Origin of the sequence: Neoroseomonas oryzicola, assembly GCF_012163135.1 — a bacterium.
In the GTDB taxonomy this organism is placed as follows: Bacteria; Pseudomonadota; Alphaproteobacteria; order Acetobacterales; family Acetobacteraceae; genus Neoroseomonas; species Neoroseomonas oryzicola.
Map to the genome: position 1 here is coordinate 48,097 of NZ_JAAVUP010000001.1, position 20,906 is coordinate 69,002.

Annotated in this window: 19 protein-coding genes; 18 read left to right on the plus strand and 1 reads right to left on the minus strand. The window is 69.4% G+C overall.

Features of this window, described 5'->3' with window-relative positions:
• Positions 1 to 89 precede the first annotated feature (89 nt).
• The 17 genes from GWK15_RS00230 to GWK15_RS00310 all read left to right on the plus strand — a co-directional run bounded on the left by GWK15_RS00230 (position 90) and on the right by GWK15_RS00310 (position 19,096).
• Positions 90 to 1,679 carry an ABC transporter substrate-binding protein gene (locus tag GWK15_RS00230; protein WP_168037897.1) on the plus strand — a complete coding sequence of 530 codons (1,590 nt, stop codon included), beginning with the start codon at positions 90 to 92 and terminating at the stop codon, positions 1,677 to 1,679.
• Between the two features lie 66 nt (positions 1,680 to 1,745).
• On the plus strand, positions 1,746 to 3,338 hold the full coding sequence (locus GWK15_RS00235) for an ABC transporter substrate-binding protein (RefSeq protein WP_168037899.1): 1,593 nt from the start codon (positions 1,746 to 1,748) through the stop codon (positions 3,336 to 3,338).
• A 12-nt stretch (positions 3,339 to 3,350) separates the two neighbouring features.
• Entirely contained in the window at positions 3,351 to 4,937 is a 1,587-nt protein-coding gene (locus tag GWK15_RS00240) for an ABC transporter substrate-binding protein (RefSeq protein WP_168037901.1), read from the plus strand.
• A gap of 170 nt (positions 4,938 to 5,107) precedes the next feature.
• The gene (locus GWK15_RS00245; protein WP_168037903.1) at positions 5,108 to 6,706 is read left to right on the plus strand and encodes an ABC transporter substrate-binding protein; all 1,599 of its coding nucleotides are present in this window, start codon (positions 5,108 to 5,110) and stop codon (positions 6,704 to 6,706) included.
• A 25-nt stretch (positions 6,707 to 6,731) separates the two neighbouring features.
• Positions 6,732 to 7,673 (plus strand): ABC transporter permease, encoded by a 942-nt coding sequence (locus GWK15_RS00250; protein WP_168037905.1) that lies wholly within the window; start codon positions 6,732 to 6,734, stop codon positions 7,671 to 7,673.
• Entirely contained in the window at positions 7,673 to 8,599 is a 927-nt protein-coding gene (locus GWK15_RS00255; protein ID WP_168037907.1) for an ABC transporter permease, read from the plus strand. Before GWK15_RS00250 ends, GWK15_RS00255 begins: the two co-directional genes overlap by 1 nt.
• Before the next feature lie 5 nt (positions 8,600 to 8,604).
• Positions 8,605 to 9,594 carry an ABC transporter ATP-binding protein gene (locus GWK15_RS00260; protein WP_168037909.1) on the plus strand — a complete coding sequence of 330 codons (990 nt, stop codon included), beginning with the start codon at positions 8,605 to 8,607 and terminating at the stop codon, positions 9,592 to 9,594.
• Positions 9,591 to 10,622, plus strand: a complete 1,032-nt coding sequence (locus GWK15_RS00265; RefSeq protein ID WP_168037911.1) for an ABC transporter ATP-binding protein — start codon at positions 9,591 to 9,593, stop codon at positions 10,620 to 10,622. The genes GWK15_RS00260 and GWK15_RS00265 overlap by 4 nt, the downstream gene beginning before the upstream one ends.
• Before the next feature lie 46 nt (positions 10,623 to 10,668).
• Positions 10,669 to 10,899 carry a hypothetical protein gene (locus GWK15_RS00270; RefSeq protein ID WP_168037913.1) on the plus strand — a complete coding sequence of 77 codons (231 nt, stop codon included), beginning with the start codon at positions 10,669 to 10,671 and terminating at the stop codon, positions 10,897 to 10,899.
• A 90-nt stretch (positions 10,900 to 10,989) separates the two neighbouring features.
• Positions 10,990 to 11,493, plus strand: a complete 504-nt coding sequence (locus GWK15_RS00275) for a (2Fe-2S)-binding protein (protein WP_168037915.1) — start codon at positions 10,990 to 10,992, stop codon at positions 11,491 to 11,493.
• 99 nt (positions 11,494 to 11,592) lie between these two features.
• On the plus strand, positions 11,593 to 13,983 hold the full coding sequence (locus tag GWK15_RS00280) for a xanthine dehydrogenase family protein molybdopterin-binding subunit (protein ID WP_168037917.1): 2,391 nt from the start codon (positions 11,593 to 11,595) through the stop codon (positions 13,981 to 13,983).
• Positions 13,984 to 13,995: 12 nt separating this feature from the next.
• The gene (locus tag GWK15_RS00285) at positions 13,996 to 14,787 is read left to right on the plus strand and encodes an FAD binding domain-containing protein (protein ID WP_168037919.1); all 792 of its coding nucleotides are present in this window, start codon (positions 13,996 to 13,998) and stop codon (positions 14,785 to 14,787) included.
• A gap of 134 nt (positions 14,788 to 14,921) precedes the next feature.
• Complete coding sequence (locus GWK15_RS00290; protein ID WP_168037921.1) at positions 14,922 to 15,326, plus strand: AtzH-like domain-containing protein; 405 nt, start codon at positions 14,922 to 14,924, stop codon at positions 15,324 to 15,326.
• A gap of 5 nt (positions 15,327 to 15,331) precedes the next feature.
• Complete coding sequence (locus GWK15_RS00295) at positions 15,332 to 15,982, plus strand: 2-hydroxychromene-2-carboxylate isomerase (RefSeq protein WP_168037923.1); 651 nt, start codon at positions 15,332 to 15,334, stop codon at positions 15,980 to 15,982.
• Entirely contained in the window at positions 15,979 to 17,241 is a 1,263-nt protein-coding gene (locus tag GWK15_RS00300) for an NAD(P)/FAD-dependent oxidoreductase (protein WP_168037925.1), read from the plus strand. Before GWK15_RS00295 ends, GWK15_RS00300 begins: the two co-directional genes overlap by 4 nt.
• Positions 17,242 to 17,349: 108 nt before the next feature.
• Positions 17,350 to 18,111, plus strand: coding sequence for a cold shock domain-containing protein (locus GWK15_RS25720; RefSeq protein WP_168037927.1), 762 nt, complete (start codon positions 17,350 to 17,352; stop codon positions 18,109 to 18,111).
• A gap of 151 nt (positions 18,112 to 18,262) precedes the next feature.
• Positions 18,263 to 19,096, plus strand: a complete 834-nt coding sequence (locus tag GWK15_RS00310) for a flagellin (RefSeq protein WP_168037929.1) — start codon at positions 18,263 to 18,265, stop codon at positions 19,094 to 19,096.
• On the opposite strand, the gene GWK15_RS00315 is transcribed toward GWK15_RS00310, so the two are convergent.
• Entirely contained in the window at positions 19,097 to 19,846 is a 750-nt protein-coding gene (locus tag GWK15_RS00315; protein WP_168037931.1) for an aspartate/glutamate racemase family protein, read from the minus strand. It lies immediately after the preceding gene.
• A gap of 72 nt (positions 19,847 to 19,918) precedes the next feature.
• Here GWK15_RS00315 and GWK15_RS00320 point away from each other — a divergent pair, with 72 nt between their 5' ends.
• Positions 19,919 to 20,905 carry a Bug family tripartite tricarboxylate transporter substrate binding protein gene (locus GWK15_RS00320; RefSeq protein ID WP_168037933.1) on the plus strand — a complete coding sequence of 329 codons (987 nt, stop codon included), beginning with the start codon at positions 19,919 to 19,921 and terminating at the stop codon, positions 20,903 to 20,905.
• The last annotated feature ends 1 nt before the right edge of the window (position 20,906 follow it).

Consider the following 20,906-nt stretch of genomic DNA (forward strand, 5'->3'; position numbering starts at 1 on the left):
AAGCCAAGCCGCGCGGATGCGCGGCGCCCGGCGCCTGAGGGGCGCGAAGGCGAAGCCTTCGTGCACGCCGCATGAGTCGAGGCCCGAGAATGAAGCGACGCCATTTCCTTGCCGCGGCGGCGACCGCCGCCATGCCTGCGCGTGCCGCGCTGGGGCAGGGGACCTCCGGTGCCTCGCGCGTCCTGAAGTTCATTCCGCAGGCCGACCCGGCGGTGCTCGACCCGATCGTCACCACCGCCGCGGCCACCCGCAACCACGGCTTCGCGGTGTGGGACACGCTGTATGGCCTGAACCAGGACTATGCGGCCGAACCGCAGATGGCGCAGAGCCACGCCATCGAGAATGACGGCCGCCGCGTCACCATCCGCCTGCGCGAAGGCCTGAAGTTCCACGACGGCGAGCCGGTGCGCGCGGCCGATTGCGTCGCCTCGATCCGCCGCTGGGCGGCGCGCGACCCGATGGGCCAGGTGCTGATGGCGCGCACGGAGGAGATCCTCGCGCCCGATGAGCGCAGCATCGTCTTCCGCCTGCAGCGGCCTTTTCCGCTGCTGTTCGACGCGCTGGCGAAGGTGACCCCGCCGGTCTGCTTCATCATGCCCGAGCGCATCGCCGCGACCCCGCCCAACCAGCCGATCGCCGAGATCGTCGGCAGCGGACCGTTCCGCTTTCTCGCCGACGAGCGCGAGCCCGGCAGCCGCGTCGTCTACGAACGCTTCGCCGACTACGTCCCGCGCGCGGAAGGGGTGACCACCTGGACCGCGGGGCCGAAGCGGGTGCACCTCGATCGGGTCGAATGGCATGCGATGCCCGATGCCGGCACGGCGGCCAATGCGCTGATCGCCGGCGAGGCGCAGTGGTGGGAGAACCCGCCCGTCGAGCGCCAGGCCGCGCTGCGCGGCAACCGCACCGTGGTGATGGAGATCCCGGACCCCACCGGCTTCGTCGGCATGGCGCGCTTCAACCACCTCCATCCGCCGTTCAACAGCATGGCGATCCGCCGCGCCCTGCTGGGGGCCGTGGACCAGGAGGAGTTCATGACCGCGGTCGTCGGCGCCGACCGCAGCCTGTGGCGCGAGGATGTCGGCATCTTCGGTCCCGGCACGCCGCTCGCGAACGATGAGGGCATGTCGGTCCTGACCGGCAACCGCGACATCGAGAAGGTGAAGCGCGAGATCTCCGAGGCCGGCTACGGCGGCGAGAAGGTCGTGCTGCTCGCGGCGACGGATTTCCCGACTCTGTCGGCCATCGCGAATGTCGGCGCCAACCTGCTGCGGCGCGTCGGCATGGATGTCGAACTCATCGCCGACGAGTGGGCGACGCTGGTGCGCCGGCGCGCCAACCGCGCCCCTCCCTCGGAAGGCGGATGGAGCATGTTCTTCACCTTCTGGTCCGGCATCGACACGGCCAATCCGGGCGTGCACCAGGCGCTGCGCGGCAACGGCGAACGCGCCTGGTTCGGCTGGCCGACCATGCCGCGCATGGAGGAACTGCGGTCGCAATGGTTCGACGCGCCGGACCTAGGGGCGCAGCAGCGGCTCGCGCGGCAGATGCAGGCGGAGGCGCTGCGCGAGGGGCCCTACCTGCCGCTCGGGCAGTATTTCCAGGCAACCGCCTACCGGCGTGGCATCTCCGGCCTGCTGAAGGGGCTGCCGCTGTTCTGGAACGTTCAGAAGGGCTGATCCAAGGGTTGCCCATCCCGGCCGCGGCTGGTCTGATGCCGCCCGCTTCTTGGCTGGGAGAGTTACATGAACCGCCGTGACCTGCTGAAGGCCTCCGCCGCGGCCGGGGCCGCCGGCGCGCTGCCGCGCTTCGCGACCGCGCAGCCCGCGCAGAACCGCGTCCTCAAGATGGTGCCGCAGGCGAACCTCACGAGCCTCGACCCGATCTGGACGACGGCGAACATCACCCGCAACCACGGGCACATGATCTACGACAGCCTCTATGGCCTCGACGCGAACTTCGCGCCGCAGCCGCAGATGGCCGAGGGTCATGTCCTCGAGGACGGTGGCAAGATCGTCACGATCACGCTGCGGCCGGGGCTGAAGTTCCACGACGGCGAACCGGTGCGCGCGCAGGATGCGGTGCCCTCGATCGCGCGCTGGATGAAGCGCAATCCGTTCGGGCAGAAGCTCGCCACGGTGGTGGATGCGCTCGAGGTCGTGGACGACCGGCGGCTGCGCTTCAAGCTGAAGAAGCCCTTCCCGTTGCTGTTCAAGGCGCTCGGCCAGGTTTCGAACAGCCCGGCCTTCATCATGCCGCAGCGCCTTGCGGAGACGGATGCGTTCCAGCAGGTGCGCGAGGCGATTGGCTCCGGCCCGTTCAAGTTCAAGGCGGACGAGTTCAATTCCGGCAGCCTCGTCGTCTATGAGCGCTTCGGTGACTATGTGCCGACGCCGAACGGCACGCCGAGCCTGACGGCCGGCCCGAAGGTTGCCTATTTCGACCGCGTCGAGTGGAACATCATCACCGATGCCTCGACCGCCGCGGCGGCGCTGCAGACCGGCGAGATCGACTGGTACGAGCAGCCGCCGCCCGAGATCCAGCAGCTGCTGCGCCGGAACCGCGGCATCTCGATCGAGGCGATCGACCCGCTGCCGCTGACCGGCATCCTGCGCTTCAACCACCTGCACGCGCCCTTCAACGACAAGAAGATGCGCCAGGCGATCCTTCCGGCGATCAGCCAGGAGGACTTCATGCAGGCGGTGGTGGGCACCGACGCTTCGATCTACCGCACCGGCGTCGGGCTGTTCACGCCGGGTACGCCGCTCGCGAACGATGCCGGTCTTGCGCCGCTGATGGGCCCGCGCAGTGTCGACCGCGCCAAGGCCCTGATGCGCGAGGCCGGCTACACCAACCAGCTGATGCGGCTGATCGGGCCGACCGACATCCTCGCCCCGTCCGCGATGACGCAGGTGGGCGCGGACCTGGTGCGGCGGCTCGGCTTCAATGCCGACATCGCGCTGTCCGACTGGGGCACCACCGTCACCCGGCGCGCCTCGCGCGAGCCGGTGGAACGCAACGGCTGGTCGATGCTGTTCACCTCCTTCTCCTCGGTGGATTTCGTCGATCCGGCGGCGCATTTCCCGATGCGCGGCAACGGCACCAATGCCTGGTTCGGCTGGCCGACCGTCCCGCGGCTCGAGGAACTGCGCGACGCCTGGTTCGAGGCGCCGGACCTCGCAACCGAACAGCGGCTCGCGCGCGAGATGCAGACCGTCGCGATGGACGAACTGCCCTACGTCCCGGTCGGTTCGTACATGTCGATGACGGCGATCCGCCGCAACCTGACCGGCCGCGTGCCGGGGCTCGCGCTGTTCTGGAACCTTCGTCGGACCTGAGGGGCAGGGATCATGGAACGCAGGACCTTTCTCGGCGCTTCCGCGGGCATCGCCGCGGCGGGCGTCTCGGCGCCCGCCCTCTCGCAGGGGGCGGCGGCGCGCACGCTGCGGGTCATCCCGCAGGCGAACCTTACCAGCCTCGACCCGGTGTGGACGACCGCGGTCGTCACCCGCAACCACGCCTTCCTGGTCTATGACCAGCTCTGCGCGACGGACGGCAAGGGCGAGGTGAAGCCCCAGATGGCCGAGGGCTGGGACATCTCCCAGGACGGCCTGACCTGGACCTTCACGCTGCGCGAGGGCCTCGCCTTCCATGACGGCGAGAAGGTGCTGGCGAAGGACTGCGTCGCCTCCATCGATCGCTGGCGGCGGCGCGATCCCTTCACCCAGGTGCTGTGGCCCAATGTCGCCGAGTTGGCGACGCTCGACGACCGGCGCTTCCGCTTCCGGCTGCACAAGCGGACGCCGCTGCTGTTGATGGCGCTCGGCCAGACGCAGTTCCCCTGCTTCATCATGCCCGAGCGCATCGCCCGCACCGACGCCTTCCAGCAGGTGCGCGAGACGGTCGGTTCCGGCCCCTTCCGCTTCCTGCGCGACGAGTGGAATCCCGGCCAGCGCGCCGTCTGGGCAAAGAACGAGCGCTACGTGCCGCGGCAGGAGGCGGTGGACGGGCTGGCCGGCGGGCGCGTGCCGCGGCTCGATCGCGTCGAGTGGACGATCATCACCGACCCGGCGACCAGCGGCAGCGCGATGGCGCAGGGCGAGCAGGACTACTGGGAATACCCGCTGCACGACCTGCTGCCGATGCTGCGCCGCAATCGTGGCGTGGTGGTCGAGCAGCGCCTGACCGACGGCACCTACGGCATCTGCCGCTTCAACACGCTGCAGCCGCCCTTCAACAATCCGGCGATTCGCCGTGCGGTGGCGATGGCGGTGGACCAGCGCGACTACCTGCGCGCGGTGGCCGGCGACGATCCGGCCGGCTGGGGCGTCTGTGAGGGCGTCTTCACCTGCGACACGCCGCTTGCCAACGAGGCGGGCAGCGATGCCCTGAAGACGCACAGCATCGAGCGCGCCAAGGCCGCGCTGCAGGCCGCCGGCTACAACGGCGAGAAGGTGGTGCTGATCGCCCCGGGCGATTACCCGCAGATCAACGCGCTGTCGCTGATGACGGCGGACATCATCCGCCGGCTGGGCATGAACCTCGAGCTGATCTCGGCCGATTGGGGCACGCTGATCCAGCGCCGCGCCAGCAAGGAGCCGGTCGAGCGCGGCGGGTGGAGCATCATACACACCACCTCCTCCGGCCAGTCGCTGGCGCTGCCGGTCTTCCACCTGTTCCTGCGCGCCAACGGCAACGACGCCTGGTTCGGCTGGCCGGACGTGCCCGAGGTCGAGCGCCTGCGCGCCGAATGGGTCGAGAAGGGGGGCGATCCGGCCGAGGGCCGGCGCATCGCCGAGGCGCTCAACCGGGAGGCGATGCAGTCCATGTACTACATCCCGCTCGGCTACTACTGGCAGCCCTCGGCCTGGCGGCGGAACGTCACCGGCGTCTTCCGCGCGCCGGCGACCGTTTTCTGGAACATCGGCAAGTCCTGAGGGGGCGGTCTGGCACGCCCTGTGCTGCGTTGGCGGCGTGGCCGGGTCGCGGCCGGCGTCCCGGCGGCCCTTGGCCGTCGGGGGGCGCTGGTCGCGCGCCCGTTCTTGATGCAATCTGACTGCAATACGGGCAGCGAGGCTCAGCCCGGATGACACAAGGGAGACGGTGAATGGACCGCAGGACGTTCCTCAAGGCGGGCGCGGGCGTGGCCGCGATCGGTGCCACGGGTGGGCTTTCATCGCCGGCGCTGTCGCAGGGTGCGAATGCGCGCACGCTGCGCTTCGTGCCGCAGGCGAACCTCGCCAACTTCGACCCGATCTGGGGCACGCAGTACGTTGTACGCAACGCCGCCGTGCTGGTGTGGGACACGCTCTACGGCTTCGACGAAAGGCTTGAGCCGAAGCGCCAGATGGTCGAGGGCGAGGAGGTCTCGCAGGACGGCAAGACCTGGACCTTCAAGCTGCGCGAGGGCCTGCGCTTCCATGACGGCGAGCCGGTGCGCGCGCGCGACGTGGTGGCCAGCATCAACCGCTGGATGCCGCGCGACCCGATGGGCCAGTTGCTGCGAGCCATCAATGTCGAGCTGAGCGCGGTGGACGACCGTACCTTCCGCTGGGTGCTGAGCGCGCCCTTCCCCAAGATGATGATGGCGCTGGGCAAGAACGCCACGCCCATGTGCTTCATCATGCCCGAGCGCATCGCGCGCACGGACAGCTTCACCCAGATCAACGAGTATGTCGGCTCCGGGCCCATGCGCTTCGTGCGCAACGAATGGGTGCCCGGCGCGCGCGCGGTGTTCCAGAAGTTCGACCAGTACGTGCCGCGCAACGAGCCGGCCTCCTGGCTCGCCGGCGGCAAGCGCATGCTGGTCGACCGCGTCGAGTGGGTGGTGATGCCTGATCCGGCGACCGCCTCGGCCGCGCTGCAGAACGGCGAGATCGACTGGTGGGAGAACCCGATCACCGACCTTGTGCCGGTGCTGCGCCGCAACCGGAACATCATGGTCGACATCGCGGACCCGCTGGGCAACATCGGCTCCTTCCGCATGAACCACCTGCACCCGCCCTTCAACAACGTGAAGGTGCGCCAGGCCGTGATGACGGCGCTGAAGCAGGAAGACTACATGCGCGCCCTGGTGGGCGACGACGCCAGCCTGTGGAAGACGCTCGGCGGCTTCTTCACGCCCGGCACGCCGCTCTACACCGAGGAAGGCGGCGACATGATGAAGGCCGGCAACCTCGAGCGCGGCAGGCAGCTGCTGCGTGAATCCGGCTACAACAACGAACCGGTGATCTGCATCGTCGCGCAGGACCAGCCGATCACGAAGGCGTTCGGCGACGTGACGGCCGACCTGCTGAAGCGGCTCGGCATGAATGTCGACTTCGTCGCCACCGACTGGGGCACGGTCGGCCAGCGTCGCGCGATGAAGAACCCGCCGAACCAGGGCGGCTGGAGCATGTTCCACACCTGGCACGCCGGCGCGGACGCCATCAACCCCGTGGTCTACAACGCCGTGCGCGCGAACGGCGACGGCGCCTGGTTCGGCTGGCCCAACATCCCGGCCGTCGAGGCCGAGGTCCCGAACTGGCTCGCCGCGACCAGCCTCGAGCAGGAGCGCGCGGCGATCGGGCGGCTCAACCGCGCCGCGGTCGAGAACGTCGTGTACTGCCCCACCGGCTTCTTCGTCGGCTACCAGGCCTGGCGCCGGAACGTCTCCGGCATCGTGAAGGGACCGATCCCCTTCGCCTGGGGCGTGTCCAAGTCCTGATCCACTGAACGGGTAACCCGCGATCATGTTCGCCTATGTCGTCAGGCGCGTGCTGGCCACCATCCCGGTGATGGCCATCGTTGCGCTCTTTGTCTTCAGTCTCCTCTACATCGCGCCGGGCGACCCGGCGGCGGTGATCGCGGGTGACCAGGCCACGCCGGATGATGTCGAACGCATCCGCCAGAGCCTCGGCCTCGACCGGCCCTATCTGGTGCGCTTCGGGTCCTGGGTGTGGGACATCCTGAGGGGTGACCTCGGGGTGTCGATCTTCACCAACTTGCCCGTCGCCACGATGATCAAGCAACGCATCGAGCCGACCCTGTCGCTGATGATCGTGACGCTGTGCCTCGCGGTCTCGATCGCGGTGCCGATGGGCGTGGTCGCCGCCTGGAAGGTCGGCACCTGGATCGACCGCATGGTGATGGGCTTCGCGGTGCTCGGCTTCTCGGTGCCCGTCTTCGTGGTGGGCTACCTGCTCGCCTACGTCTTCGCGCTCGAGCTCGACTGGCTGCCGGTGCAGGGATACACGGCCTTCAGCCAGGGCTTCGTGCCCTGGATCGAGAACCTGATCCTGCCCGCCGTCGCGCTCGGATCGGTCTACATCGCGCTGATCGCGCGCATCACCCGCGCGACGATGCTCGAGGTGCTGCAGCAGGACTACATCCGCACGGCGCGCGCCAAGGGCGCGAACCAGGTGTCGATCCTGTTCCTCCATGCGCTCAAGAACGCCGCGGTGCCGATCGTGACCGTCATCGGCATCGGCATCGCGCTGCTGATCGGCGGCGCGGTCGTCACGGAGAGCGTCTTCGCCATCCCCGGCCTGGGCCGCCTGACGGTGGATGCGATCCTGCGGCGCGACTACCCGGTCATCCAGGGCGTCGTGCTGTTGTTCTCCTTCGTCTACGTGCTGGTCAATCTCGTCATCGACCTGCTCTACACCCTGTTCGACCCGAGGATCCGGTACTGATGTCCGCTTCCGTTCTCAGCCCGGGCGACGTCTCGGCGGCGACCGTCAAGGCCGCTGCGCCGCTGCCCGACATCATGCCCCCGGTGAAGGTCCGCAAGGGCCTCTGGGGCTTCATGTACCGCAACCCGTCCATCGCCATCGGCGGTACCATCGTGCTGCTGATGATCCTGATGGCGATCTTCGCGCCGCTGCTTTGGACGGTGGACCCGACGGCGCTGGCGCCGGCGCGGCGCACGCGGGAGCCGTCGGCGCAGTACTGGTTCGGCACCGACATGCTGGGCCGCGACGTCTATTCGCGCGTCGTCTACGGCGCGCGGGTCTCGCTGATCGTCGGCTTCGCGGTGGCGTTCTGCGCCTCGGTCGCGGGGCTGACCATCGGGCTGATCTCGGGATTCGTGCGCTGGGCGGACGGCATCATCATGCGCGTCATGGACGGGCTGATGTCGATCCCGTCCATCCTGCTCGCCATCGCGCTGATGGCGCTGACGCGCGGGTCGGTCGGCAACGTGATCCTCGCGATCACGGTCGCCGAGATTCCGCGCGTCTCCCGCCTGGTGCGCGGCGTGGTGCTCAGCCTCCGCGAACAGCCCTATGTCGATGCGGCGGTGTCCTGCGGCACGCGCACGCCGGTCATCATCTGGCGCCACATCCTGCCCAACACGATCGCGCCGATGACGGTGCAGGCGACCTATGTCTGCGCCTCGGCGATGATCGTGGAATCGATCCTGTCCTTCATCGGCGCGGGCACGCCGCCGATCATCCCGTCCTGGGGCAACATCATGGCCGAGGGCCGCGCCCTGTGGCAGGTGAAGCCCTACATCGTCTTCTTCCCGGCGGTGTTCCTGTCCATCACCGTGCTCGCGGTGAACCTGCTCGGCGACGGTCTGCGCGACGCGCTCGATCCGCGCATGGCCAAGAGGCTCTGATCCAGATGGCGCTGCTCGAAGTCGAGAACCTGCAGACCCATTTCCGCACGCCCGACGGCATCAACCGTGCCGTCGACGGCCTGTCCTTCAGCGTCGAGGCCGGCGAGACGGTCGCGATCGTGGGCGAGTCCGGCTGCGGCAAGTCGGTGACGTCGATGTCGATCCTGCGGCTCATCCCCGAGCCGCCGGGCAAGATCGCCGGCTCCATCCGCTTCAACGGGCGCGACCTGCTGAAGATGTCGGACAAGGAGATGCGCGCCGTCCGCGGCAACGAGATCTCCATGATCTTCCAGGAGCCGATGACCTCGCTGAACCCGGTGCTGACCGTCGGCCGCCAGATCGGCGAGACGCTGCGTCTGCACCAGGGCATGTCCGCCGCCCAGGCCGAGGATCGGGCGGTCGAGATGCTGAAGCTCGTCGGCATCCCCGAACCGCAGCGGCGGGTGAAGGAGTATCCGCACCAACTCTCGGGCGGCATGCGCCAACGCGTGATGATCGCCATCGCGCTCGCCTGCAATCCGAAGCTGCTCATCGCGGACGAACCGACGACCGCGCTCGACGTGACGATCCAGGCGCAGATCCTCGACCTGATGCGCGACCTCAAGCGCACGGTCGGCGCGGCGATCGTCATCATCACCCATGACCTCGGCGTGGTGGCCGAGGTCGCGGAGCGGGTGATCGTGATGTACGCCGGTCGCAAGGTGGAGGAGGCGGCGGTCGGGAAGTTGTTCGGCTCGCCGCGCCATCCCTACACCCAGGGCCTGCTCGGCTCGATGCCGAAGCTCGGATCCTCCCTGACCGGCGACGAGACCCGCCTGCAGGAGATCCCGGGCCTGGTGCCGAGCCTCAAGAAGAAGCTCGAAGGCTGCGTCTTCGCCAGCCGCTGCCCGCATACGACCGATCTCTGCCGGAAGGTCGCCCCGGCCCTCGAGGAGAAGGCCCCCGGCCATATCGCGGCCTGCCACTACGCCATCAAGGAAGCGGTCGCCGCATGAGCACGCCGATCCTCGAGGTCAACGACCTCAAGAAGCATTTCCCGATCCGCGCCGGCTTCTTCGGCGGCACCACGGGCTACGTCTATGCGGTGGACGGCGTGTCCTTCTCGATCGCGAAGGGGGAGACGCTCTCCCTCGTCGGTGAATCGGGTTGCGGCAAGTCGACCGTCGGCAAGGCCATCCTGCGCCTGTTCGACATCACGGCCGGGCAGGTGGTGCTCGACGGCCAGCGCATCGACGACATGCCCTACGGCACGCTGCGGCCGATGCGCCGGCGGATGCAGGTGGTCTTCCAGGACCCCTTCTCCTCGCTCAACCCGCGCATGCGGGTGCGGGACCTGCTCGCCGAGCCGATCCGCAACTTCGGCCTGGCCAAGGATTCCGCCGACCTCGAGCGACGCGTCGGCGACCTCATGGACCGCGTGCGCCTGCCGCGGGACGCGGTGAACCGCTGGCCGCACGAATTCTCGGGCGGGCAGCGGCAGCGCATCTGCATCGCCCGCGCGTTGGCGGCCGAGCCCGACCTGATCATCTGCGACGAGGCGGTCTCGGCCCTCGACGTCTCGGTGAAAGCGCAGATCGTGAACCTTCTGCAGGATCTGCAGAAGGAACTCGGCCTCGCGATGCTGTTCATCAGCCACGACCTCGCGATCGTCGAGCACATGACGCACCGCGTCGCGGTCATGTATCTCGGCAAGATCGTGGAGGTGGCGCCGAAGCGGCAGCTCTTCGCCGCGCCGAAGCATCCCTACACCGAGGCGCTGCTCTCCGCCGTGCCGGTGCCTGAGCCGGGTGCGGCGCGCGAGCGCATCATCCTCAAGGGCGACGTGCCGTCCCCGATCAAGCCGCCCAAGGGCTGCCGCTTCCACACGCGCTGCCCCTACGCCTTCGACCGGTGCCGGCAGGACGAACCGCAACTGCGCCAGACCGAGGACGGGCATTTCGCGGCCTGCCACCTGCACGACCTGCCGGCGGCGGACAACCCGCTGGCGGGCGCGCGGGGTGCGGCGGTGATCGCCCATCACTGAGCTGCCGGGCCAGCCGGCGCCGCCCCCGGGCGGCGTCGCGCGCCTGGTGCGCCGGGCCTTTTGGGGCCTGCAGGCGGTGGTCGCGTTTGGCGCGGCGATGCTGGTGGCGGGCCTCGTGATCGAGGAGATGTCGCCGGCGTCACCGATCCTTCGGGTGCTGATCCTGCCGCTCGGGCTGCTGCCCGTCCTTGGGCCGATCTGGGCCGTGGCGACGCCCGTGCTGCTGGTCCTCATGGTGCTCACGCGGAATCAGCGGGGGCCCGCCAGCGACGCTTGACGAGGCATGGGCGCGGAGGCGAGGCTTGCGCCCCGACGGCCGGGCGCCACATGCCCGACATCCAAACCGGACTTTCTGGGGAGACGCGCGATGCCGCAGGTCACACTGACCGTGAACGGCCAGACCCACACGGCGGAAGTGGAGGGCCGCACCCTCCTCGTGGAGCTCCTGCGGGAGACGCTGCGCCTGACCGGCACGCATGTCGGCTGCGACACCAGCCAGTGCGGCGCCTGCGTCGTGCACATCAACGGGGAGAGCGTGAAGTCCTGCACCACCCTCGCCGTGATGGCGAACGGGGCGAACGTCACGACCATCGAGGGCCTGGCCAAGGCCGACGGCACCCTGCACGCGATGCAGGAAGCCTTCCGCGAATATCACGCCCTGCAGTGCGGCTTCTGTACGCCGGGCATGGTGATGTCGGCCATCGACCTGGTGCAGAAGCACCCGGAGGGCCTGACCGAGCAGCAGATCCGCGAGGGTCTCGAGGGTAACCTCTGCCGCTGCACGGGCTACCACAACATCGTCAAGGCGATCGCCGCCGCGGCCGAGGTCATGCACGGCAAGCGGAGCGAGATCGCGCGCGCGGCCGAATAAGGCCGCGCTCCGGGCGCCGTCGGGCGCCCCAATGAAGACCGGCACCGGCAAATCCCGGGCCGAAGCAACGGAAAAGCCCTTCAAGGGAGGGGACAGGTCATGAACGTGGCAGCACCGTTCGAAGGCATCGGCGCGAGCGTCCGGCGCAAGGAGGATTTCCGCTTCCTCCAGGGCCGCGGCGCCTATACCGACGATTTCAACCGCCAGGGCCAGCTCTACGCCTGGATCGTGCGCAGCCCGCACGCCCATGCGCGGATCAAGGGCGTCGACACCTCGGCCGCGTCCCGGATGCCGGGCGTGGTCGCGGTCTTCACCGGCGCCGACATGGCGAAGGACAATGTCGGCGGCCTGCCGTGCGGCTGGCAGATCCACAACAAGGACGGCTCGCCGATGGCCGAGCCGCCGCACCCGGTCCTCGCGGTCGACAAGGTGCGTCATGTCGGCGACCCGGTGGCGGTCGCCATCGCCGCGACCCGCCAGCAGGCGCGCGACGCGGCCGAGGCGGTGGGCGTGGACTACGAGGTGCTGCCGGCGGCGGTGTCGATGGACGCGGCGCTGAAGGCCGGCGCGCCCCAGGTGCATGACGGCGCGCCGGGGAACCTCTGCTACGACTGGCACATCGGCGACAAGGCGGTGGTCGACGCAGCCTTCGCCTCGGCGGCCAAGGTCGTCAAGCTCGACCTGGTGAACAACCGCCTCATTCCCAACGCGATGGAGCCGCGCGCGGCGCTGGGTGAATTCGACCCGACGACCGGCGACTACACGCTGCACACCACCAGCCAGAACCCGCACGTCATCCGGCTGCTGATGGGTGCCAACGTGCTGCACATCCCGGAATCCAAGCTGCGGGTCGTCGCACCGGATGTCGGCGGCGGCTTCGGGTCCAAGATCTACCACTATGCCGAGGAGGCGATCGTCACCTGGTCGGCCGGCAAGCTCGCCCGGCCGGTGAAGTGGACGGCGGACCGCACCGAATCCTTCATGTCGGACGCGCATGGGCGCGACCATGTCTCGCACACCGAACTCGCGCTGGATGCGGACGGGAAGTTCCTCGGCCTGCGGGTCTCGACGCTCGCGAACATGGGCGCCTACCTGTCGACCTTCGCGCCCTGCGTGCCGACCTACCTCTACGCCACGCTGCTCGCCGGCGTGTACACGACCCCGGTGATCTACTGCGAGGTGAAGGCCGTCTTCACCAACACCGTGCCGGTCGACGCCTATCGCGGGGCAGGGCGGCCGGAGGCGACCTTCCTGCTCGAGCGCCTGATGGACGTGGCGGCGCTGGAGACCGGCATCGACCGGGTCGAGCTGCGCCGGCGCAACTTCATCCCGACCGACGCCTTCCCCTACCAGACGCCAGTTGCGCTCCAGTACGACAGCGGCAACTACCATGCGACGCTGGACCAGGCGCTGAAGGCCTCCGACTGGGCGGGCTTCGAGGCGCGCCGGGCGGAAGCCGCGAAGCGCGGCAAGCTGCGCGGTATCGGCATCTCGACTTACCTCGAGGCCTGCGGCATCGCGCCCTCGGCCGTGGTGGGTTCGCTCGGCGCCCGCGCTGGCCTCTATGAGGTCGGCACCATCCGCGTGCACCCGACGGGCAGCGTGACGGTGCTGACTGGGGCGCACAGCCACGGGCAGGGGCATGAGACGACCTTCTGCCAGCTGGTGGCCGACAAGCTCGGCGTGCCGGTCGCGCAGGTGGACATCGTCCATGGCGACACGGCGAAGGTGCCCTTCGGCATGGGCACCTACGGGTCGCGGTCGCTCGCGGTCGGCGGGTCGGCGATGATGAAGGCGATGGACAAGATCATCGCCAAGGGCAAGCGCATCGCAGCCCACCTGATGGAAGCCGATGTCGACGACATCGAGTTCGAGCGCGGCATCTTCCGCGTGGCCGGCACCGACAAGACCAAGGCGCTGGTCGACATCTCCGTCGCGGCCTACGTCCCGCACAACTACCCGATCGAGGAGCTCGAGCCCGGCCTCGAGGAGACGGCCTTCTACGACCCGAAGAACTTCACCTATCCCGGCGGCTGCCACATCGCCGAGGTCGAGATCTGTCCCGAGACGGGCAAGGTCTCGATGGTGAACTTCACGGCCGTGGACGACGTCGGCCGCGTCATCAACCCGATGATCGTCGAGGGGCAGGTCCAGGGCGGCATCGCCCAGGGCATCGGCCAGGCGCTGCTCGAGACCTGCGTCTATGACGCGGACGGGCAGCTGCTCTCGGGCTCGATGATGGACTACACCATGCCGCGCGCGGACGACCTGGCGCCGGTTTCGGTCGCGACGCACACCACGCTCTGCACCCACAACCCGCTCGGGGTGAAGGGCTGCGGGGAGGTGGGGGCGATCGGCTCGCCGCCCGCCGTGATCAACGCGGTGGTGGATGCGCTGCGCGACTACGGCGTGCGGACACTGGACATGCCCGCCACGCCGTCCAAGATCTGGGGCATCATCAATGGCGGCCGCAGGATGGCGGCGGAGTAAGGGGGTCAGACCATGTACGATTTCGCCTACCACAAGCCCGCCACGGTCGCCGACGCCGTCAAGCTGCTGGCCGATCCGGACGCCAAGGCGATCTCGGGCGGCCACACGCTGATCCCGGCGCTGAAGCACCGGCTCAACAAGCCCTCGGCGGTCGTCGACCTGTCCGGCATCGCCGAGATGAAGGGCATCAAGCGCGTCGGCAACGCCATCGTCATCGGCGCGCTGACGCGCCATGTCGAAGTGGCGACCAGCGCCGAGGTGAAGGCCGCGATCCCGGCGCTCGCCTATCTCGCCTCCCATATCGGCGACGTGCAGGTGCGCAACCGCGGCACGCTGGGCGGTTCGGTGTCCAACAACGACCCGGCGGCGGATTATCCGGCCGCGGTGCTCGGCCTGGGTGCGACGATCCACACCTCCAAGCGCAAGATCGCCGCGGACGACTTCTTCCAGGGCATGTTCACGACCGCGCTCGAGCAGGACGAGATCCTGACCGCGATCGAGTTCCCGATCCCGGAGAAGGCCGGCTACGCCAAGATGAAGAACCCGGCGAGCCGCTACGTCATGGCCGGCGTCTTCGTCGCCAAGACCGGCGGCGCCGTCCGCGTCGCCGTCAACGGCGCCGGCCCCTGCGTGTTCCGCCAGGCGGACATGGAAAAGGCCCTTGCGGCCAACTGGTCCGCCGACGCCGTCGCCGGCGTGAAGCAGTCGGCGGACGGCCTGAACGGCGACATCCACGGCAGCGCCGAATACCGCGCGCATCTGGTCGGCGTGATGGCGAAGCGCGCCATCGCTGCCGCCGGCTGACGTCCCGGGTTCAAAGGGCCTTCCGGCCCTTTGCGGGGTGAGGTTCGGAGAGGGGCGGCGCCCCTCTCCGTCTTCCCCTCTCGCCAAGCCCGCACCGTGACGGCATGGTTTCCCCCGAATCCGGGAGCCCCGCCGTGGAGATCGACAACCCTGATGTGATCGCCGAGGCCCGTGCGGTCTTCGACCGCTACGAAGCTGCGATCGCCTCGAACGACACCGACGTTCTCGACGCCTCCTTCTGGCCGGACGCGCGCACGGTCCGCTTCGGCGTCACCGAGATCCTTTACGGCATCGACGCCATCCGCGCTTTCCGGTCGACGGTGAAGTCCTATGCGCCGCGCATCACGCGCAAGGTGCACATCACCGCCTTCGGGCGCGACTTCGCCTGCACCCACCTTGAATACGAACGCGTCGGCACGGGCCTGATCGGGCGGGAGACCAAGATCATGGCCCGCCTGCCCGAACACGGCTGGCGCGTCGTCTCCGCCCATGTCTCGCTGCTCGCGGGGCATGATCCCGGCCGCACGCAGAAGGGGTGAGCGCCATGGGCCAGACGGTCGAATGCTTCTACACGCTGTCCTCGCCGTGGATGTACCTCGGCGGGCCGCAGCTGACCGAGATCGTGAAGCGTCACGGCGCCACGCTCGTGCTCAAGCCCTATGACTTCCGGCTGGTGATCAAGCACAACGGCGGCATTCCGCTGCGCACGCGCCCCGAGCCGCGGCAGGACTACCACGCGCTGGAACTCGACCGTTGGTCGCGCTTCCTGAAGATGCCGATCAAGTTGAAGCCGAAGCATTACCCGCCGACCGACCAGCGCCCGGCGGGCCGCATGGTCATGGCCGCGCAGGCGCGGGGCATGGATGCGATGGCGCTGTCCCACGCCATGCTGCGCGCCCTGTGGGTCGAGGATCGCGACATCGCCGACCCCAAGGTCCGCATCGCGATCGCCGACGAGGAAGGCCTGCCCGGCGACGCCCTGCACCGGGAGGCGGAGAGCCCGTCCATCCTCGCGGAATGGGAGCGCAACGACCAGGAGGCGGTCCAGCGCGGCGTCTTCGGCGCGCCGACCTTCTTCTGCGGCGACCTCTGGCTGTGGGGACAGGACCGGCTGTTCTTCCTCGACCAGTACCTCGCGGGCGTGGAGGTGCAGTCCGGCCCGTCCAAGGTGGTCGGCAAGACCCGCGCGGCATGACCAGGCACGTCGCCATCATCGGCGCCGGCATCGTCGGCGCCTGCTCGGCCGTGGAGGCGCTGCGCCAGGGCTATCGCGTGACCATCGTGGATCCGGCGGAACCGGGCGGCGAGCAATCGGCCTCCTACGGCAATGGCTGCTGGCTGAGCCCGATGTCGGTCATCCCGCCGGCGGTGCCGGGGCTGTGGAAGAAGGTCCCGAAGTTCCTGATGGATCCGCTGGGGCCGCTGGCGATCCGCTGGTCCTACTTCCCGCGCGTCGCGCCCTGGCTGATCCAGTACCTGCGCGCCGGCTGGACCTGGGAGAGCGTGGCCGAGGCCGCCAGCGCGCTGCGCCCGCTGGTGGTGGATGCCCCGGCGCTGCACAAGGCGCTCGCCGAGGAAGCCGGCGTCGGCCACCTGATCGAGCGCCGCGGCCTGATCTACATCTACCCCTCGCGCGCGGATTTCGAGGCCGAGGCGAGGACCTGGCAGATCCGCCACGATGTCGGCGTGCGGTGGCTGGAACTTGATGCCGACGAACTCCGCCAGCGCGAGCCGGACCTCGACCGCCGCTACACCTTCGGGATCATGGTGGAGGAGGGCGGTCACTGCACCGACCCCGGCGCCTACACGGCGGCGCTCGTCGCCCATGCCGTGGCGCAGGGCGCGACGCTGGCGCGCGCGCGGGCGACGGGTTTCGCCATCGAGGGCGGGCAGTTGCGTGCCGTGCGCACCGACCAGGGGGAGATCGCCGCGGACGCCGCGGTGCTCGCCGCCGGCGCCCATGCCAAGCCGCTCGCCGCCGCCGCGGGGGACCGCGTGCCGCTCGAGACCGAGCGCGGCTACCACGCCGAGGTCGCGGATCCCGAGGTCTCCCCCCGCCACGGGCTGATGCCCTCGGATGGGAAGATGTCGGTCATGCGGACCCGGAACGGGCTGCGCTGCGCCGGCCAGGTCGAGATCGCGGGCCTCGAAGCCGCGCCGAACTGGAAGCGGGCCGAGATCCTGCGCGACCACCTGTTGCGCTGCTTCCCCGGCCTGCCGAGGGACCTGCCGACCGAACGGGTCAAGGTCTGGCTCGGGCACCGGCCGTCCATGCCGGACGGGAAGCCCTGCCTGGGGCTGTCCAGCGCCTCCCCGGACATCGTCCACGCCTTCGGGCACGGGCATACCGGGCTGGTCGCGGGCGCGCGGACGGGCCGGGTGGTCGCCGCCCTGCTGGCCGGCCAGGCGCCCGAAATCCCCATCGCGCCCTTCGACCCCCGCCGATTCGCCTGAGGCGCTGTCAGCGGATTTCTCTCGCAATCGTGGGGCGGTGGTGCCATCCTGACATTTAGCGGCCCTGCATCCCGCAGGCTCGCGTGTTTTGTGTGGACCTGCAGGAACGTGTCTGAATACGACAACCAGGGTGGCTCCGGCCCGATCGAGGCCGAAGTTAAGTGGTATAATGGCCGCAAAGGCTTTGGCTTTGTTCTCGGCCCCGATGGGAACGATGTCTTCTTTCATGCCTCGGCGCTGACCGAGGCGGGCATCGATACGCCCGACACCGGCGACAAGCTCGTCTGTGAGATCGGCACCGACCGCCAGGGCCGGCGCCTCGTCACCCGCATCGTCGAGCTGAAGCGCGGCGAAGGCGGCGGGGCCCGCCCGCCGCGCCGCGATTTCGGCGCCGGCGGTGGCTTCGGTGACCGTCCCCCGCGTCGCGACTTCGGCGACCGTCCCCCGCGCCGTGACTTCGGCGGCGGTGGCGGCGGCTTCGGCGACCGTCCCCCGCGCCGTGATTTCGGCGGCGGCGGCGGCGGCTTCGGCGACCGTCCCCCGCGTCGCGACTTCGGCGGCGGCGGCTTCGGTGGCGGCGGCGGTGGCTTCGGCGACCGTGGCCCGCGTTCCTTCGGCGACCGTCCGCCGCGCCGCGACTTCGGCCGCGACGAGGGTGGGCCGACCTACGACATCAACGGCACGGTCAAGTGGTTCGACCAGGTCCGTGGCTTCGGTTTCGTGACGCCGGACGATGGTGGCCAGGACGTGTTCCTGCACTCCTCCGTCCTGCAGCGCGCCGGCAAGCAGGACGTGCAGCAGGGCGAGAAGGTCTCGCTCGAGGTGCGCGACGGCCAGCGCGGCCGCCAGGCGGTGAACATGAAGGACTGATCTTCGGATTGGTCCGCGAAAGCCCCGCAGCCGCAAGGTTGCGGGGCTTTTTCGTTTCGGGATCCCGGGCGCCGTTAGCGATCCTTTCATGCTTGCGCGCCAGAGTGAGGCGACGGCGGGAAGATCCGGCCGAGCCGAAGGGAAGATCCCGATGAGCCTCAACTCCGTGAACACGAATGTCGGCGCCATGGTGGCGCTGCAGTCGCTCAACCGCACGAATGAGGCGTTGAACGCGACCCAGAAGCGCGTCTCGACGGGCTATCGCGTGTCCGACGCCAAGGATGACGGCGCGGCCTTCGCGGTGGCGCAGTCGGTGCGCGCCGATGTCGCGGGCCTGACCGCGGCGAACGAACAGCTCGGCGGCGTGAAGGGCGTCCTCGACACCGCGCTGGCCGGGCTGAACAAAGTCTCCGACACCATGATCAAGGTGCGCGAGACCCTGGTGCGCCTCGCCGACGACACGCTGAACGCCGACCAGCGCACGCAATACAATTCGCAGTACGAGGCGCTGCGCACGCAGATCCAGAACTTCCTGGCGGACGCGACCTATAACGGGCGCACGCTGATCTCGACCACGCCGCCCGAAGGCGGGGACATCACCACCACCCGCAACGAGGCCGGCACGACCTATACGCTCACCGCCGTGGACGGCGTCGGCACGATGGTGGTCGCCGCCGCCCCGGCCGATGCGGCTGCCGCGCAGGCCGCCATCGCGGCGGGCGGGGACTGGCCGACGGTCAACACCGTCATCGCCAATGCGCTGAACCAGTTCGGCTCGGACAGCCGCTACGTCGACAGCCAGATCGCCTACAACCGCGACAAGCTCGATGCGCTCGATTCCGGACTCGGCGCGCTGATCGACGCGGACCTCGCGAAGGAATCGGCGCGGCTGCAGGCCTTGCAGATCCGCCAGCAGCTCGGCACCCAGTCGCTGTCCATCGCGAACCAGGCGCCGCAGTCGCTGCTCAGCCTCTTCAAGGGCTGATCAGGCGAAGCGGCGCGGCCGGATCCCGGCCTGAAGCCAGGCCCCGAGCGAGAGGATGTCATGCACCGGCAGGCCGAGTTCGGCCTGCAGCGCCGCCGCATAGGGCGGCATGTTGGTGCATTCCAGCACGATCGCGCCGACTTCCGGATGCGCCGCGATCAGCGCGCGGCCGGCCTCGAGGATGTCCTGTTCGGCCGCGTCGATATCGAGTTCCGGCTTGTCCTGGCGGACCAGCACGCGGAACAACTCGCGCCCGTTCTCGATGCCCATCACCGGCGTGTCCGGCGCCATGCCGGCGGCGGTGAAATGCGCCGGCGTCAGCGACGCCTTGCTCGCCGTGACGACGCCCACGCGCTTGCCGGGCGGCAGCAGCGCCTCCACCCAGGGCACCTGCAGCAGGGAGGACGTCGCGACCGGCACGCCGACGGCCGCTGCGATCTCCTTCTGGAAGATGCAGAGGAAGCCGCAGGAGGTGGTGATCGCCTCAGCGCCCATGGCGACGAGGTCCTTGGCCGCCGCGATGAAGTCCGGCAGCAGGCCCTTCGCCCCCTGCAGCACCACCCGTTCCGGCGTCGCACCGGCGACCACGCGATACAGCACCGGGAATGGCCAGGTTCCTGCATGGCCGATGTCGCCGGGAATTCGGGGAAAGCGCGTCTCGAGCATGATGATGCCGAGCGGCGCGCCGTAGACGGACTTCCCGCCACGCGCGATCCGCGCGAGGCTCGGGGCAGGGGAGGATGCGTTCATGGCCGGGCAGGCTAGCATCCCTCGTGGCCTGGCCCAGCCTGTGCCGTTCTGTAAGCAAGGAGACCGGGAACCATGTTGCGTCGTTCGCTGATGGCCGCCGCCATCGCCGTCACCACCGCCCTGCCTGCTGTCGCGCAGGATGCCTGGCCGTCGCGGCCGATCACGCTGATGGGCGGCTTTCCCAACGGCGCGGGCACCGACATCTATGCCCGGCGCCTGGCGGAACCGCTCTCGCGCGCGCTCGGCCAGCCGGTCGTCGTCGACAACCGCACCGGCGCGGGCGGCAACATCGGGTCGGACTTCGTCGCGAAGTCACGGCCAGACGGCTACACCTTCTACTTCGGCACGGCGGGGACGCATGCGATCAACGCGGCGCTGTATCGCTCGCTGCCATTCGACGTGATCCGTGATTTCACGCCCGTCGTTCTGCTGGGCGACGTGCCGAACGTGCTGATCGTCAGTCCCGAGAAGCGGCCGAACCTCCGGACCTGCCAGGACGTCCTGACGGCGGCGCGCGCGCGGCCACAGGCGGTGTCCTTCGGATCGACGGGAAATGGCGCCTCGACGCATCTCGCCGGGGCGCAGTTCGCCACGGCGGCGAACCTCGACATGCTGCACGTGCCCTATCGCGGGCAGCCGGGGGCGATGGCCTCGCTGCTGGCCGGGGACACCGACCTGTTCTTCAACCAGTCCGGTGCGGCCATGGGGCCGATCCGCCAGGGGCAGGTGCGGCCGATCTTCGTGCTGACGCGTGAACGCCTCGCCGCCCTGCCTGACGTGCCGACGGTCTCCGAGGCCTGCGGCCTGCCGCCGATGGACACCTCCACCTGGTACGGGATCCTCGGTCCGGCGGGCGTGCCCGAGCCGATCGTGCGGCGGATGAACCAGGAGGTGAACCGCATCATCTCCACGCCGGAGTTCCGCGACTGGCTGATCAACAACCAGGCGATCACGCCGCCCGTGGCGCCGAACACGCCCGAGCAGTTCGCCCAGACGCTGCGCGCGGACGTCGCCCGGTGGGCCGAGGTGGTGCGCCGGTCCGGCGCGCAGGTGGACTGAG